Annotated in this window: 15 protein-coding genes; 7 read left to right on the top strand and 8 right to left on the bottom strand. The window is 62.3% G+C overall.

The genetic code is table 11. The features are described from left to right. The first annotated feature begins 1 nt into the window (after position 1). The 7 genes from BMZ40_RS13090 to BMZ40_RS13065 all read left to right on the top strand — a co-directional run bounded on the left by BMZ40_RS13090 (position 2) and on the right by BMZ40_RS13065 (position 6006). Complete coding sequence (locus BMZ40_RS13090; protein ID WP_177193172.1) at positions 2-1168, top strand: beta-ketoacyl-[acyl-carrier-protein] synthase family protein; 1167 nt, start codon at positions 2-4, stop codon at positions 1166-1168. After that, positions 1159-1566, top strand: coding sequence for a hypothetical protein (locus BMZ40_RS13085; protein WP_092376556.1), 408 nt, complete (start codon positions 1159-1161; stop codon positions 1564-1566). Before BMZ40_RS13090 ends, BMZ40_RS13085 begins: the two co-directional genes overlap by 10 nt. Beyond that, the gene (locus BMZ40_RS13080; protein WP_092376553.1) at positions 1536-2693 is read left to right on the top strand and encodes an aminotransferase class I/II-fold pyridoxal phosphate-dependent enzyme; all 1158 of its coding nucleotides are present in this window, start codon (positions 1536-1538) and stop codon (positions 2691-2693) included. The genes BMZ40_RS13085 and BMZ40_RS13080 overlap by 31 nt, the downstream gene beginning before the upstream one ends. Continuing rightward, entirely contained in the window at positions 2690-3379 is a 690-nt protein-coding gene (gene bioD, locus BMZ40_RS13075; protein ID WP_092376550.1) for a dethiobiotin synthase, read from the top strand. Before BMZ40_RS13080 ends, bioD begins: the two co-directional genes overlap by 4 nt. 150 nt (positions 3380-3529) lie before the next feature. Beyond that, on the top strand, positions 3530-4816 hold the full coding sequence (uraA, locus tag BMZ40_RS13070; RefSeq protein ID WP_092376547.1) for a uracil permease: 1287 nt from the start codon (positions 3530-3532) through the stop codon (positions 4814-4816). A 67-nt stretch (positions 4817-4883) separates the two neighbouring features. Then, positions 4884-5057 (top strand): hypothetical protein, encoded by a 174-nt coding sequence (locus BMZ40_RS19645; protein WP_177193171.1) that lies wholly within the window; start codon positions 4884-4886, stop codon positions 5055-5057. Between the two features lie 25 nt (positions 5058-5082). After that, positions 5083-6006: a phosphotransferase enzyme family protein gene (locus BMZ40_RS13065; protein ID WP_092376544.1), complete on the top strand. Its 924-nt coding sequence runs from the start codon at positions 5083-5085 to the stop codon at positions 6004-6006. Positions 6007-6017: 11 nt separating this feature from the next. Here BMZ40_RS13065 and BMZ40_RS13060 read toward each other — a convergent pair whose 3' ends face one another. The 8 genes from BMZ40_RS13060 to BMZ40_RS13025 all read right to left on the bottom strand — a co-directional run bounded on the left by BMZ40_RS13060 (position 6018) and on the right by BMZ40_RS13025 (position 15793). Beyond that, on the bottom strand, positions 6018-7385 hold the full coding sequence (locus BMZ40_RS13060) for a DEAD/DEAH box helicase (protein ID WP_092376541.1): 1368 nt from the start codon (positions 7383-7385) through the stop codon (positions 6018-6020). Then, entirely contained in the window at positions 7385-7816 is a 432-nt protein-coding gene (locus tag BMZ40_RS13055) for an acyl-CoA thioesterase (RefSeq protein WP_092376538.1), read from the bottom strand. The genes BMZ40_RS13060 and BMZ40_RS13055 overlap by 1 nt, the downstream gene beginning before the upstream one ends. A gap of 110 nt (positions 7817-7926) precedes the next feature. Then, complete coding sequence (locus BMZ40_RS13050; protein WP_092376535.1) at positions 7927-8580, bottom strand: potassium channel family protein; 654 nt, start codon at positions 8578-8580, stop codon at positions 7927-7929. A gap of 9 nt (positions 8581-8589) precedes the next feature. After that, positions 8590-9936, bottom strand: coding sequence for a TrkH family potassium uptake protein (locus BMZ40_RS13045; RefSeq protein ID WP_092376532.1), 1347 nt, complete (start codon positions 9934-9936; stop codon positions 8590-8592). Positions 9937-9939: 3 nt separating this feature from the next. Next, positions 9940-11583: an ABC transporter ATP-binding protein gene (locus BMZ40_RS13040; protein ID WP_092376529.1), complete on the bottom strand. Its 1644-nt coding sequence runs from the start codon at positions 11581-11583 to the stop codon at positions 9940-9942. Next, complete coding sequence (locus tag BMZ40_RS13035; protein WP_092376666.1) at positions 11555-12571, bottom strand: ABC transporter permease; 1017 nt, start codon at positions 12569-12571, stop codon at positions 11555-11557. The genes BMZ40_RS13040 and BMZ40_RS13035 overlap by 29 nt, the downstream gene beginning before the upstream one ends. Then, complete coding sequence (locus BMZ40_RS13030) at positions 12568-13671, bottom strand: microcin C ABC transporter permease YejB (protein ID WP_092376526.1); 1104 nt, start codon at positions 13669-13671, stop codon at positions 12568-12570. The genes BMZ40_RS13035 and BMZ40_RS13030 overlap by 4 nt, the downstream gene beginning before the upstream one ends. Positions 13672-13981: 310 nt before the next feature. Further along, positions 13982-15793: an extracellular solute-binding protein gene (locus BMZ40_RS13025; RefSeq protein WP_092376523.1), complete on the bottom strand. Its 1812-nt coding sequence runs from the start codon at positions 15791-15793 to the stop codon at positions 13982-13984. Positions 15794-16011: the final 218 nt, after the last annotated feature.

Genomic DNA, 16011 nt, shown 5'->3' with positions numbered 1-16011 from the left:
GATGAACGGCGCGCGCCGGGTGGTGATCACCGGCAGCGGGTTCGTGCTGCCGCTCGGTTCCGCCAGGGAGGACGTCTTCTCCGCCCTGCAAAGACCTCACGGCCCTTTTCTTCGCTCCGTGGCAGATCCGGAGGTCGCGATTTGCCCGGTCCCCGATTTTGATCTCAAGGCCCATGTCAGCCGCTGCAAGAACGGCCGCTATCTGACCCGAGGCCAGCAACTCTGCCTGGCCGCCGCCGTCAGGGCCGTGGACGACGCCGGGCTCGGCCCCGACGAACTGGGTCAGGCCGGACTTTTTCTGGGGCTCGGCCCAAATCTGCAGGCCCGCCCACGTGATGACAAGGCCTTGTGGCTTCTGGACTATCTTCCCAACACCGTGACCTCGGTCATGGCCGGGATGCTGGGCATACACGGCGAAAACCTGACCATCCTGACTGCCTGCGCGGCTTCGACCCAGGCGCTCGGGCAGGCCTTTCGGGCCGTGGCGACGGGGCTTGCGGACGTGGCCCTGGCCGGTGGCGGAGATTCACGCCTTTCCCCGGAGGCCGTTCGCGCCTACAAACAGGCCGGAGTGCTGGCCACGGGTTTCGATCGCCCGGAACTGGCCTGCAGGCCCTTTGACCGGGACCGCTGCGGTTTTGCCATCGGCGAAGGGGGGGCGGTCTTCGCGCTGGAGTGCCTGGAACATGCCAGGGCTCGCGGAGCCCGGATTCTGGCCGAGATCGTCAGCGCCTCCTCTTCCCTGGACGGAGGCAGCCTGACCGGTCCCGACCCCACCGGACACGCCGGCGGCACCGCAGTGCTGCGCTGTCTGGAAGCGCTTGGCACCGAAGACCTCTGCGTCCTTGCGCATGGCACGGGCACGGTCCTGAACGACTCGGTGGAGGGGGAAATTCTGGCCCGGAACACGACCCAGGCCATGGGCATCGCGGCCTTCAAGTCCAGGATCGGCCATCTGGCGGCGGCCTGCGGCTGCGCGGAACTTGCGCTTGGCCTCATCTGCGCCGGGAAAGCACATTTCCCGGCCATCGCCGGGCTTGAAACCCCTTGCCGGGACGACCTGCCCCTGCTGCGCGAACCCTTGCGGCGCAGCCCCCGGGCCCTCCTGCTGCAAAGTTTCGGTTTTGGGGGCCAAAACGCCTGTCTGGGGGTGCGGCCTTGGAGCTAGAATTTCTTGCATTCGACCCATCAAGGGCGCTTGAGGCCATCCTGTCCTGCGACGCACGGCAAATCGTGACCCGCACCAAATCCCTGCCACCCTATCTGGCTCTTGAGGCCATGGCCCAGACCTGTGGCATGCATCTGCGCCAGCTCCACGATTTCAGGGTTCAGGCCTATCTTGTATCCGTGGCCGACCTCCTCTATGCTCCAGGCCTTGGCGCCGAGCCCCTGACCATCCGGGCCAACATCACCGCCGAAACCAAGGCCGGCGCAAGCTACGCCGTGACCGTGAATGACGGACCGGCCTGCCGGATTCTCATCGGGATGCATGCCGCCTCCGACACCCCGGACACCATTTTCCAGAGCCGTTTCGCATGCCTGAGCAAAATTTCCTTGAGCGTCTGAAAAACGAGACAGAAGCCCGCCGCCAGGCCGGTCTCGGTCGCGAGCTTCTGCCCGTGACCGGGCGGAATGGCGCCAGCGTCATCCTGGACGGACGCGCGCATCTCAATTTTTCATCCAACGATTTTCTGGGTCTGGCCCAGGACCGGGAACTGGCCGAAACCCTGGCGCAGCTTTGCCGACGCTTCGGCAGCGGCAGCGGCGCCTCGCGCCTGGTCACGGGCACGACCCGCTCCACCCTGGACGCGGAACAGGCCCTGGCCGACTATTTCGGATACGAATCCTGCCTGATCCTCGGCAGTGGTTTTTTGGCCAACCTCACGCTCATCGCCACCCTGTTTTCCGAAAGGGACACGCTCCTGCTCGACAAGCGCGCCCATACCAGCACCCTGGCCGGGGTGCGTCACAGCCGGGCGCGGTTCCACACCTTCCGCCACAACCGCATGAGCCATCTGCGCAAGTTGCTCATGGCCTACCCGGCCCAGGCCGTGCTGACCGAATCGCTGTTCAGCATGGACGCTGACAGCCCGGACTTTGCGGCCCTTGAAGCGCTCAAAAGCGAAAACGGTTTTCTGTGCATCGTGGACGAGGCGCATGCCTTCGGTGTTCTGGGCCCCGGCGGACGGGGGCTGGGCCGCGCGGTGGCCGATGTGGCCGTGGGCACGCTGGGCAAGGCCTTCGGATTGTTCGGGGCGTTCATCCTCTGCCCCCGGGCCGTGCGCGAGCATCTGATCCATTTTGGACAGGGCTTCATCTACACCACGTCCCTGCCGCCCTGGCACGGGGACATGGTCATGGCCATGCTCGACCGGGTCGGCCAGTCGGGAGCCCGGCGCGAGCACCTGCGCACGCTTGGAAATCTGGCCTGCAAGGAGCTGCCGGAGGCTGGTTTGCAGGTTCGCGGAGAGGCTCACATCCTGGCACTGGAAGTCGGCGAAGAAAATCGTTGCCAGCGACTGGCCACGGCCCTGCGCGAAGCGGGAATGCTGGTCTTCGCGGCCCGCTACCCCACCGTGCCTTTGGGACAGGCCATGCTGCGGGTCTGTCTGACCGCCGAACACGACACGGACGACATATTTCGGCTGCGCGACGCCATTTCGAACGCGCTGCACAGGGAGAGCGCGTCATGACCACCGACAAAATCATCTTCGTCACCGGCACGGATACGGACGTAGGCAAGACCGTGGTCAGCCTGCTCGTCATGCGCGCCCTGGCCGCCCGCGACGCCGTGTACCTCAAGCCCGTGCAGACGGGTTGTACCGATCCCGGGCAGGGCTCCGACGCGTCCTTCGTGCACGACCTGCTACCCGGCGGTCTGCCGGGGGGCATGACGCCTGCGGACTGCATCCATTCCTGCCGCCCCTTGCCCAAGGCCCCCCTTTTCGCGGGTGATCCCGTGGATTTCGACGCTCTGTGCCGCTTCATCGCCGCCCATGCCGCCGGCCACGAGATCACGGTTGTGGAAGGCGCGGGCGGACTGCTGGTACCGATAACGGCACAAAAAACCATGCTCGATCTGGCCATACAGACAGGAGCCACCCTGCTCGTGGTCGGCCGCGCCGGTCTGGGCACCATCAATCACACCCTGCTGACCCTTGAAGCCCTGAAGGCCCGCAAGGCCGCTTGTCTGGGCGTGGTCCTGACCGATCCCACGGACGCCGTTTTGGAGCTTGACCGGACCGAAAACAGCTCTGCTATCGAAAACTTCTCCGGGCTGCCCGTGCATGGAGTCATCGGCCGCATCGCCGACCTGCGCAATCCGCATGGCCACGCACAGGCCGTGATCGAAAAAATCCTCTCCTCCCAGGGTTCCTGACCCACCCCGTCCAACAACCTTTCTTGACCACGCCGCCCCCTGCTTGTAGGACATTGCAGTTTTGGGGTTTGCACGGCGGACCCCATCCGGCATGTGCGCGGGACGGGCCCATTTGGCCTTGCTACACATCATTTTCGAAGGGAGAAACGCATGAGCAGAAGGATTATCCAGGTTGATGAAAAAGTTCCATTACTTCAAGGCTTTCCTTTAAGCCTCCAGCATCTTTTCGCCATGTTCGGCGCGTCGGTGCTGGTTCCAACCCTGTTCAAGATCGATCCGGCCATCGTGCTCCTCATGAACGGCATCGGAACGCTCATCTACCTGTTCCTCTGCAAGGGCAAAGCACCCGCGTTTCTGGGTTCGAGCTTCGCGTTTCTGTCTCCTGTCTTCGTCGTTCTCGGCGCAGATCAAGCTCTGTGGGGAGGCAATTACTCCTACGCGCTGGGCGGCTTCATCGCCTCGGGCCTGATCTTCTGCACCGTGGCGCTGATCATCGGTCGCTTCGGATCCGACTGGATCAAGATCGTGCTTCCCCCGGCCACCATGGGCCCCATTGTCGCCCTCATCGGCCTGGAGCTGGCCGGAGTGGCCACGGGCATGGCCGGCATCATGCCCGACGATTCCGGGGCCTATAGCATGGACGCCATCATCGTCTCCATGGTCACCCTGCTGGTCGTCGCCTTCGGGTCCATCGTGTTTCGCGGCTTCATGGCGGTCATCCCGGTCCTGGTCGGCATCATCGTGGGCTATGCGGTGGCCATCGCCATGGGCATGGTCGATTTCGCGACCATCACCACGGCCCCGGTCATCTCCTTCCCGACCGTGTACCTGCCCAAGTTCGACATCAACATGATCCTGATCATCATCCCGGCCTCGCTGGTGGTCATCTCCGAGCACATCGGCCATCTGGTCGTCACCGGCAACATCATCGGCCGCGATCTGGTCAAGGATCCCGGCCTGCACCGCTCGCTGCTCGGCGACGGCATCGCCACCACCCTGTCGGGTTTCATGGGCTCCGTGCCCGTGACCACATACGGCGAGAACATCGGCGTCATGGCCATCACCCGCGTCTACTCCGTGTGGGTCATCGGCGGCGCGGCGGTCATCTCCATCTGTCTGGCCTTTGTCGGCAAGCTGTCGGCCTTCATCCAGTCCATCCCCACTCCCGTCATGGGCGGCATCTGCATCCTGCTTTTCGGCGTCATCGCCGCCTCGGGCATCCGCATGCTGGTCGAAGCCAAGGTCGACTACTCCAAGCCCGCCAACCTGATCCTGACCGCCGTGGTGCTCATCGTGGGTCTGAGCGGCACGGCCCTGCACATCGGCACGGTGCAGCTCAAGGGCATGGCCCTGGGCACGGTGGTAGGCATGACCCTGTCCATGATCTTCCATCTTCTGGACCACCTCGGCCTGACCAACCAGCCGGCCGAACACTAGGCAACCTTGGATATTGGAGGGGCGGAACGCATGGGTGTTCCGCCCTTTTTTGACTCCCGGAGGCGAAATGAAAAAACAATCCATCTTGCTCTGGATCGGCGGCGTGGTCGGCGTGCTGACCATGGGCGCGCTGCGCTTCGTGGGCAAGAACACGGACATCTTCGGCCTGCTGGCGGCCATGGTCGTGGTCATCGCCGTCCTGGCCTTCTTTGTCATCCGCTACGTGAACCGCAAGTGGTGAAGCTCCGCTTCTTTGCACATCCGCCATGCATCCATCCCACGAACTTCTGCGCGACATCCTGAGCCGCTGGGGGCTGCCTTTCACCGGCATTCATCCCCAAATCCGCATCCAGGGCAGCCCTGAGCGCTGTCTGTACCGAGTTGTTGTGGATGCCGGAGATTCCCGACTTTTCCTTGAAGAACTGGACGCCCGAACACTGCCGCGCAAAAGGGTGGTAGCCGAACGCATCGCTCATCTGGCGTTTGGGGAATTGCCTGTGGCCGTGCCTCTGACGGGGCTTGACGGGAGCCATGTTCAGCTTGCAGATGGCCGCCACTGGCAGCTGACGCCTTTTCTGACGGGAATTGAACTCGGCAGGGAAAGTTACTGGCGGGAGGCATGGCGCGGCAAGGCCCTGGCCATCTTTCTGCACGACCTGAGTCAGGTTGGCCGGGATCTTGGTATTGACGAAGAGGTCTTCGATCTGCGCGGGTATGTTCTCAGGATAGTTGACGACGCCAAGCGTTTGCATCCGAAAGTGCACGCACAGCTCGCCCCCGTCTTCACTCTCGTCGAAAAGAGGCTTGCGGCGTGCCCGACTCTGCCCGTGGCCTTCTGCCACGGTGACCCGCATCCTTTGAACATGATCTGGGGAAAAGACCGCATCCTGGCGGCCATCGATTGGGAATTCTGCGGACCAAAATGCGTCCTGCACGACATGGCCCTGATCCTTGGCTGCGTCGGCAGCGAAGATGAAAACGCGCTGGACGGCCCCTTCATCACGGCCTTTCTGGACACCCTGCGCTGCCGCGGCCTGCTGGACAGCACGCTGGAACCGCACCTGCCAACCTGGACCCTGGCCCTGCGCACGGCCTGGCTGGCGGAATGGCTGCGCCGGGAAGACACGGACATGATCGAATTCGAGATCTTCTACATGACGACCCTGGCGGATCGCTTCTTCAAGGGGTAATTCCCGCCCGCCTAGCTCTCAATCCCCGCATAAACCTCCGCCCTTGCCCGGGCGGCCGCATTGAGTACGCCGACCTTCTCGTCCACAAAATCATAAACCTTTGGTTGAGCTTTTCCGCTTGCCGGACGCAGCACCCGGCCCAGATACTGGATCAGGCGGCCGCTGAACTTGATGGGCGTCGCCAGAAACAGGGAGGTCAGGTTGCTGGCGTCAAAACCCTCGCCGATGAGCTGGCCCGTGGCGAAGACCGCGCTGATCCGGTTCGACTGAATCTGATCCACCAGCCGCTTGCGTTCCGGCAAGGGCGTGTCGCCGGTCAGGACCGCCGCGCTGATCCCGTGGCGCTCGAGCAGAAGCTCCTGCAGCACCCGGCAATGCCACTTGCGGTCGGACAGGACCAGGCTCACTCCACGCCCGGACGCGATTTCGACGGCAACTTCGTCGACGATCTGGCAGTTGCGCGCAACGTCCTCGGTCAGATCGGCGATGATGAGGCCGTACTCCTCGGTGGGGTCGCGCTCGCACACGAATGCCGTGGGCCGGATGCAGATCTCCGGCCGCATTATGGCCCCGCTGTCCATCAGGTCATCGCTGTCGATGCGGGCGTGCATTTCGCCCAGATGCCAGAAGATGAGCTGCGTCAGGCCGTCGCGCCGGTAGGGGGTGGCCGAGAGGCCAAGAGAAAAGGCGCAGTCGAAGGCGGTCACTGCGGCGGTGAAGGTGCGGCTGGGGGCGCGATGGCATTCATCGACGATGATGTGGCCGACGCGCTTCTTGAGATCCTTGGCCCGGCTGTACACGGATTGCACGGTGGCCACGGTCACGGCCTCCCCCACCGTGCTTTTGCCGCTGCCGATCATGCCCACCTTGCGGGCCGGAATGTCCAGGAACTGCTCGATGCGCTCCACCCACTGCATGGCCAGGTCCCGGGTGTGCACGACGATCAGCGCGGGCTGGCGGCGCCGGGCGATGAGCGAGAGGCCGCACACGGTCTTGCCCGCTCCGGTGGGCGCGCACAGGGTTCCGAAACGACGCCTGAGCATGGCCTGGCAGGCGGCATCCTGATAGGGGCGCAGTTCCCCGTGGAAGGTGAAATCCACTTCCGGCAGGCTGCGCCGCTCGTCCTTGTACTCCACGGCCTCGCCATGCTCCGCGCAGATCCGCGCCAACCGGCCGCCATAGCCGCGCGGCAGGATGAGCCCTCCGTTCGTGCGTGCGGAATAAAACTTCAGATGCCGGGAGACCTTGTAGTTGGTGCGCCCCATCTTCAGGTTTTCGAGCCACTTGGGATTTTCCAGGGTCAGCTCGGCCATGACCTGGGTCTTGATGGGCTCCGGGATGTCGGTCAGAAAGAGCTTGTGGGCGATCCTGCACTGCATCAGGCGTCACTCCCCAGGCATCGGAGCAATCCCTGGGGCAGACGGGAGACCTTGCGTGCGGAGTAATCGAAACAGACCATGCCAGTCTTGACCAGGGCGATTTCGACCGCATCGGCGGGGCGGGTCAAAAGATAGACAAGATCAAAGCTCGAACGCCGCACCTCGATGGCGCCGACAGCCACCTCCAGTTCATCGCCCAGAAACGCCTCGCCACGGAAAACAAGGGCTGCGTCGGCCATGATGAGCCCCACCCCGCCCACGTCCTTCTCGGACAGGCCGCAAGACGCCAGCCAGCGCACCCGCGCCTCGTGCGCAAGTCCCAGCACCCGGTCGTTGCCCAGGTGCCCGCCATAATTCACGTCGGTCACCCGCACGTCCATCCTCGTCCGGAAAAGCCAGGACCCAGGTAACTCAATCTGCACACGCGCCATATCACCCGTCCGTTTCGTTCATTGTGTTCATCGCGCCCATCGCATTCATCGCGGCCATCTCATTCACCTCTTCCGTCGCATTCACCTCTTCCATCACCTTTACCCTCCCATCAGGAATCCAGGTCCAAAAGCTCTTCCCCGTGTCCGATGACAGCCAGGACATCGCCCTTCTGCAACGGCTCGTCGGCCTTGGGCACGAACACGAACTGCTTCTCCTCAAGCCGCTTCACGGCCACTACCTGGATGCCGATGGTATTGGTCAGGTCAAGATCGCGAAGCGTCTTGCCTGCCCAATCCTCCACAATGATTTCCTTGAGGATGACATTGGTGCCCAGGGGCAGATAGTCGATGAGGCCCGGCACGGCCAGCTTGGCCGCCAGCTGTTCGGCGGCGAAACGCTCTGGGAAGATGACCGCGTCGGCTCCGACCTTGATGAGCACTTTTTCGTGGTCGCGACTCATGGCCTTGACCGTCACGCTCTTGCAGCCCAGCTCCTTCAGAAACAGCGTGATGAGGATGCTCGCCTCCATGGAATGGCCCGTGCTGACGATGACCGACGGCAGTTCGCCAAAGCCGAGCTGTTCCAGGGCGACCTTGTCCACCGCCTCGGCCTGGTAGGCATGGGTCAGGACCTCCGAAGCGGCCTTGACCTTCTCCGGATCGCTATCGACTCCGACAACCGTCTGGCCGTGCGTCATCAAGGACTTTGCCAGACTCAGGCCGAACTTGCCCAGACCAACGACGCCAAATTCCCTGCGAGCCATGAAAACCTCCTAGCCTATGAGCATGCTCTTCTCCGCACGGCGGTAATGTTCCCTCGTCTGCCATGCCTGAAGCATGGTCAAGAAGACGATGGGACCGAGTCTGCCGACGAACATGAGCATCATGATGACAAATTTACCCGGGGTCGAAAGAGTCGGCGTGAGCCCGGTGCTAAGTCCCACGGTGCCGAATGCCGAAGCCGCCTCGAAAAAGAGTTCCATGAATTTTCCGCGTACCATCTGGTGCGGCTGGTTCGCCCCTTCGGTCACAGTGAGCACGAGGACGGAACACATGATGAGAACAAAGGCGAAGATCACGAGGGTCATGGCCTTGTTCACGGTGGGGGCGTCAACGCCGCAGCGATCCACCACCACCTGGTCGCGGCCCTTGATCTGGGAAACGGCAAAACCGAGAAGCACGCGCAGGGTCGTGGTCTTGATGCCTCCGGCGCATGAGCCCGGAGAACCGCCGATGACCATGAGCAGGATCATGATAAAGAGCGAGGTGTCGGTCATGATCCCGATGTCCATGCTGTTGAACCCGGCCGTGCGGGCCGTGACGGACTGAAAAAGGCTCTGCAGCAGCGCCGTGAACAGTCCGTCCTGCCTCTGCTCGATGAGAAAAAACACCACCCACCCGATGAGGATCAGCCACAGGCTGGTGCGGATGACCAGCGAACTCTGCCAGCTCAGCGTGTCCCGCAGACGGCGTGCCTTGAAGGCGGAGCCCAGAAATCCGGGAAGTTCGACCAGGACGTGAAAGCCGATCCCGCCCAAAAAAATGAGGAGCATGAAGAGCAGATTTATGGGCAAATTCCCGGAGAAGCGCATCAGGCTGTCCGGATAGAGGCTGAAACCCGCGTTGCAGAAGGCGGACACGGAATGAAAAAAGGCACTGAACCAATCCACCCCGCCAAGGCCGAGCGAATAAAAGACCACGGCACCGACAGCCTCGATTCCGAAACAGACCAGAAAAAGGCGCACCAGAAAACGCCCTAGGTTGAACGACGGGTCCCCCTGCAGGGACTGCCCCACCGCGATGCGGTCGGTCAACGAAACGCGCCGTCGCCACAGATAGAAGACGAGGCTTGTGTAGGTCATGACTCCCAGGCCGCCGATCTGAATAAGCAAGGCAATGACGGTCAGGCCAAAGGTCGAGAACATGGTCCCCGTATCCACGACGACAAGGCCGGTCACGCAGGTGGCTGATACCGAGGTGAACATGGCGTCGATCCAGCTCAGTTGCGTTCCGTTCAGCGAAATGGGCAGATGCAGCAGCACTCCGCCAAGCAGGATGGTCGCGAAGAAGAAATGGACCGGAAGAAATGCCGGAGAGAGGAATTTTTGGGCGTGCTTCATGCCTTATTCCAGGGCGGCGGCCAGCAGGGTGCGGGTATATTCCTGGACCGGGCTTGCGAAAATGGTATCGGTCGGCCCCTGCTCGACGATGCGTCCGTCCTTCATGATGACGATGCGATGACACAGGGCCCGGACCAGGGCCAGATCATGGGTGATGAACATGTAGGTCAGACCGAAGCGGTCCTGCAGATTGCGCAGCAGTTCCACGATCTGAAACTGCACCGTGCGGTCCAGGGCAGAGGTCGGCTCGTCCAGCACCACGAATTTGGGACGCAGGATGAGCGCCCGGGCAATGGAGATGCGCTGACGCTGGCCGCCGGAAAACTCGTGCGGATAGCGATGCATGGCTTCGGGATCGAGGTCCACTGCCTCCAGAATTTCCGCGATGCGCTCCCGGCGTTCCTCCCCCACGGCCAGACGGTGCGCATCCAGCCCTTCGGCCACGATCTGGCCGACGGTCATGCGCGGGCTGAGGCTGCCATAGGGATCCTGGAACACGATCTGAAAATTGCGACGCATGGCGCGAATCTGACCTTCACGCAGGTCCGAGATCCTTTGCCCGTCGAAATCCACCTCGCCCTGGCAAGACTGCAAGCGCAGCAGGGCCAGGCCCAGGGTGGTCTTGCCCGATCCGCTCTCTCCGACCACGCCGAGGGATTCGCCCTGGCGAATGGAGAGTTCCGCGTCGGTCACGGCCTTGATGTGACTTATGGGACGGCCAAGCAGCGTCTTGCCCTGCGGAAACCAGACCCGCACTCCCCGGGCCTCGATCAGGGTCGGCGCGTCCGTGGCCAGGGGGCCCGGCCTGCCTGACGGGGTGCTGGTCAACAGGGTTTTCGTGTAGGCGTGACCGGGATTCTGGAAGATTTCGTCCCGCGTCCCGCTCTCCACGATCCTGCCCTCGCGCATGACATGCACCTCGTCGGCCATGTGACGGACCACGCCCAGATCATGGGAGATGAGCAGGATGGCCATGTTCAGGCGTTTTTGCAGGTCTTTCAGAAGGTCCAGCACCTGGGCCTGGATGGTCACGTCCAGGGCGGTGGTCGGCTCGTCGGCGATCAGCAGGACCGGGTCGTTGGCCAGGGCCATGGCGATCATGACCCGCTGGCGCTGTCCACCGGAAAGCTGGTGCGGAAAGCTCGAAAGACGCGAAGCCGCGTCCGGGATGCCGACCAGATCAAGCAGTTCGAGAGTGCGCTTTTGCGCATCGGCCCCGGGCTGGTGCAGGATCACGTTCTCGGCGATCTGGCGCCCTATGGGGTGCAGCGGATTGAGCGAGGTCATGGGCTCCTGGAAGATCATGCCCACGCGCCCGCCGCGCACCTCGCGCAGGGACTTTTCGTCAAGACGCAGCATATCGCGCCCTTCGAAGAGAATTTCACCGCTCGTGCGGGCGATCCGGGCCGGGAGCAGGCGCAGGACCGACAGGGCGGTCACGGATTTGCCGGAGCCGCTCTCGCCCACCAGGGCGCAGGTCTTTCCCGGATACACGGACATGCAGGCACCCTGCACGGCCGTGATGGTCCGGCCCTCCACGGAAAAATCCACGTTCAGGTCACGGATGGACAGGAGGGCTTCGCCCTGCGCTTCGGATCCCGGGGAGGACGACATCCGGCTAGCTTCCGTGGCGTGGATCAAAGGCATCGCGCACTCCTTCTCCGATAAAGACCAAAAGGCTCAGAATCGTGCCCAGGACCATGAAGGCCGACAGCCCGAGCCAGGGGGCCTGCAGGTTGTTCTTGCCCTGGGCCAGCAGCTCGCCCAGGGACGGCGAACCGGGCGGCAGGCCGAAACCCAGAAAATCGAGGGAGGTCAGCGTGGTGATGGACCCGCTGACGATAAAAGGCATGAAGGTCACTGTCGCAATCATGGCGTTGGGCAGAATGTGGCGGAACATGATGATCCGGTCCGGCAGCCCCAGGGCCTTGGCCGCGCGTACATATTCGAGATTGCGGCCGCGCAGGAACTCGGCCCGCACCACGTCGACCAGGCTCATCCACGAAAAAAGCATGGTCACGGCCAGAAGCCACCAGAATCCGGGCGCGACCATGGAGGCCAGGATGATGAGGATGAAGAGCGCGGGCATGCCGGACCAGATCTCCAGAAAGCGCTGTCCGGCCAGATCGATGAACCCGCCGTAATAGCCCTGCATCGCGCCCACGCAGACCCCGACCACGGAACTGCCCAGGGTCAGCGCCAGGCCGAAGAGCACGGACAGACGCACCCCGTAAATGATGCGCGCCAGCACGTCGCGTCCCTGATCGTCGGTTCCAAGCAGGTTCTCGCGCGAGGGCGGAGCCGGGGCGGGCACGGGCAGGTCGTAGTTGATGGTCCGGTAGCTGTACCGCACCGGAGGCCAGAGCATCCACCCCTTGGCCTGTATCAGATCCTGCACGTAGGGGTCGCGGTACACGGTCTGGGTCTCGAAATCGCCGCCGAAAACCGTTTCGGGATAGGCCTTGAAAACCGGGGCGTAGAGTCCACCATCATAATAGACCAGCAGAGGCTTGTCGTTGGCGATGAATTCCGCCCCGAGGCTTGAGAGAAACAGGAACAAAAAGATCCACAGGGACCAGAACGCGCGGCCGTTGGCGCGAAAGGCGCGCAGCCTGCGACGGGTGATGGGATTCATCGCTCCTCCCGTGCGCCGAAATCGATGCGCGGATCGACCAGCATATAGGTCAGGTCCGAGAGCAGCTTGGTGAAAAGACCGATCAGGGTGAAAATGTAGAGAGACCCGAACATGACCGGATAGTCCCGGTTGATGGTCGCCTCGAAGCCCAGGAGGCCCAGGCCGTCCAGGGAAAAGATGACCTCAATCAGAAGCGAGCCTGTGAAGAACATGGAAATGAAGGCCGCTGGAAAACCGGCGATGATGAGCAGCATGGCGTTGCGGAAGACGTGACGGTACAGAATGCGCCCTTCGGTCTGGCCCTTGGCGCGGGCCGTGGTCACGTACTGCTTGCCGATCTCGTCCAGGAAGGAGTTCTTGGTCAGCATGGTCAGGGTCGCGAAGCCGCCGATGACCATGGCCGTGACGGGCAGGGCCAGATGCCAGAAATAATCCAGGATCTTGTCCAGGAGCGAAAAATCGGCCCAGCCCGGAGATGTCAGGCCGCGCAGGGGGAACCAGTTCAAGTAGCTGCCGCCCGCGAAGAGGACCACGAGCAGGATGGCGAACAGAAAAACCGGGATGGCGTTGCCTACGATCATGAACGTGCTGGTCCAGATGTCGAATCGCGACCCGTGGCGCACGGCCTTCATGATGCCAAGCGGAATGGACAGGGTGTAGATGATGAGCGTGCTCCACAGCCCGAGCGACAGGGACACGGGGATCTTTTCGCCGATGAGTTCAAGCACGCCCTTGCTGCGAAAAAAACTTTCCCCCAGGTCGAACGTCGCGTAATTCTTCAGCATCTGGACGTACCGCTCCCACAGGGGCTTGTCGAAACCGTACATGCGCTCGATGCGCAGCACCACGTCAGGATCAAGGCCCTGGGCTCCGCGATAGGCGGACTTGGAGGACGCCTGCGCTGAGACATTCGCCCCGGCCGTTTCCCCTCCCGATCCGCTGACCCGCGCGGCGGCGGCAACGTCCAGCCCCTGCAACCGGGCGATCATCTGCTCCACCGGCCCGCCGGGCGCGGCCTGGATAATAAAGAAATTGAGCGTCAGGATGCCAAGCAGGGTCGGAATGATGAGTGCCAGGCGGCGCAGGATGTAGGTGAGCATTGGTTCCGGATTTTATCGTTATATTTCTGTTTTGTAGTGACGCGAAGGCATGGATTCCCGCCTTCGCGGGAATGACGTATCGGCCCGTGCGGCAGAACGGTTTTTTCTTATGGCAAGCCGTCCACATCGCCACGGTGTCATCCCTGCGAAGGCGGGTTCACCTGTTTTAAAATCGACTCGAAATCGAGTTTTCTTCTGGCGCAAGCCGCCCACATCGCCCCGGCGTCATCCCCGCGAAGGCGGGAGTTCATGAATCAATCTCGTCAAATCAATGATGGTCCATGATAACGGCCGGATCAATACTCAGGCTCTACTTGAGCCCCAGCCGCCCGCGCCTGTCCGCGAGTCCCCGCTCTTTCTCCGGGTCGATCCACCAGGATTGAAAATCAAGACCGTAATCAGCCAGCGTCTCCGGCCGCCCGAACTTATCCCAATAAGCCACTCGCCAGGACGTGGCGTGCCAGTGCGGGATGACGTACCAGCCCCACAAGAGGGCGCGGTCCAGGGCCTTGCAGCGCAGGATGAGCGCCTCGCGGTCCGGAGCGGCGATGACCAGATCGACCAAGGCGTCGATGGCCGGACTCTTGATGCCGCAATAATTGCGCGAACCGGGCATGTCCGCCGAGGCGGAATGCCAGAAGGAGCGCTGTTCGTTGCCCGGAGACAGAGACTGGGGGAAGCTGGACACTATCATGTCGAAATCGAAGCCGCGCAGCCGCTCCAGATACTGCGAAGTGTCCACCATGCGTACGCTCATGGTGATGCCAAGCCGCGTGAGGTTGCGCTGGAACGGCAGGACCACGCGCTCGAAATCGGGTTGCACCAGCAGCATCTCGAAGACGAAGGGCTTGCCGTCCTTGACCAACTTGCCATCCTGGACGCTCCACCCGGCCTGACGCAAAAGCCCCGCAGCCTCGCGAAGATTGTCGCGAATGTTGCCGCTGCCGTCGCTGACCGGCAGGGAGAACGACTGCGTGCTCACTTCCTCGGGCAGGTCCAGGGGTTTCAGCAGCTCTTTCTCCTGTTCCGAAGGCAGACCGGAGGAAGCCATGTCGGAATTGGAGAAAAAGCTCGTTGAGCGGGCGTACTGTCCATAAAAGAGGCTCTTGTTGCTCCACTCGAAATCGAAGGCGAAATTGAGCGCCTTGCGCACCAGAGGGTCGGAAAAAATGTCGCGGCGGCTGTTGAAGACGAAGGCCTGCATGCCTTGCGAGAGCTTGTGCGGAATGTTCTCGGTGCGGATCAGCCCGGCATTCACAGCCGGGCCGGTGTAGCCCGTGGCCCACTGCTTGGAATTGTATTCCTGGCGAAAATCGTACTCTCCGGCCTTGAAGGCCTCCAGGGTCACGGTCAGATCGCGATAGTAATCATAAATGATGGTGTCGAAATTATGCCGTCCCTTGTTCACCGGCAGATCGCGGCCCCAATATTCCGGATCGCGAACAAAGGTCAGGCGCTGTCCTGCCTTGAATTCGCCGATGCGGTACGGGCCGCTGCCCACGGGAATGTCCAGGCTTGAGGCGGAAAAATCCCGACCCTTCCAGGACGCTTCGGACAGTACCGGCAACTGCCCAAGGATAAGCGGGAGTTCCTGACTGCTGCCCGGCTTGAAGACAAAGGTCACGGTTTGCGCATCGGCAACGTGAACCCGCTCCACGTCGGCATAATACTGGGCGTAATGGGGGTTGCCCTGCTCCACGAGGATTTTGAAGGTAAAGGCCACATCCTGCGCCGTGACCGGACTGCCGTCATGAAACCGGGCCCCCTCGCGCAGATGGAAGGTCATGGAGGAGCGGTCCTTGGCCACCTCGATCCGATCGGCCAGCAGGCCGTATTCGGTAAAGGGCTCGTCGAGGGACTGTTCGGTCAGGGTGTCGAAAAGAAGTCCCAGGCCGTCGGCGGAGTTGCCTTTGACGATGAAGGGATTGAAGCTGTCGAAGGTGCCCGTCGCGGCCAGTCGTACCTGCCCGCCCTTGGGCGCGTCGGGATTGGCGTAGTCGAAATGGCTGAAATCCGCAGGATAGCGGGGCTGGCCGTTCATGGCCAGGGCGTGAAAAGAATCCCCTGCCGACGCAGGCAGGACAGTACCAAGGAGAAGGACAAGAAGAAAAAGATGCTTCATGATGAACCTGCTTGAGTTGGCGAATTTGCGCCCTTTTAGCCGTAGCGGTCCGGAGCGTCAAACAGGTCCGGCACAATGCAGGGCGCAGGCCGGGCATCGGAGCGGAGAGGTTGTCGAAAATCGATTTTCTTTTCTCTTCATATTGACGCCCCACCACTTTAGGCAATATCGCTCAGGGGTTATCCAGAGCAGCCGGCCCTGGCCGCCTGTGCCCGTCA

Source organism: Desulfomicrobium apsheronum, from assembly GCF_900114115.1.
Lineage (GTDB): Bacteria > Desulfobacterota > Desulfovibrionia > Desulfovibrionales > Desulfomicrobiaceae > Desulfomicrobium > Desulfomicrobium apsheronum.
Note: the sequence above shows the minus strand (reverse complement) of the source record. Positions and strands in the feature narration are given on the sequence as shown.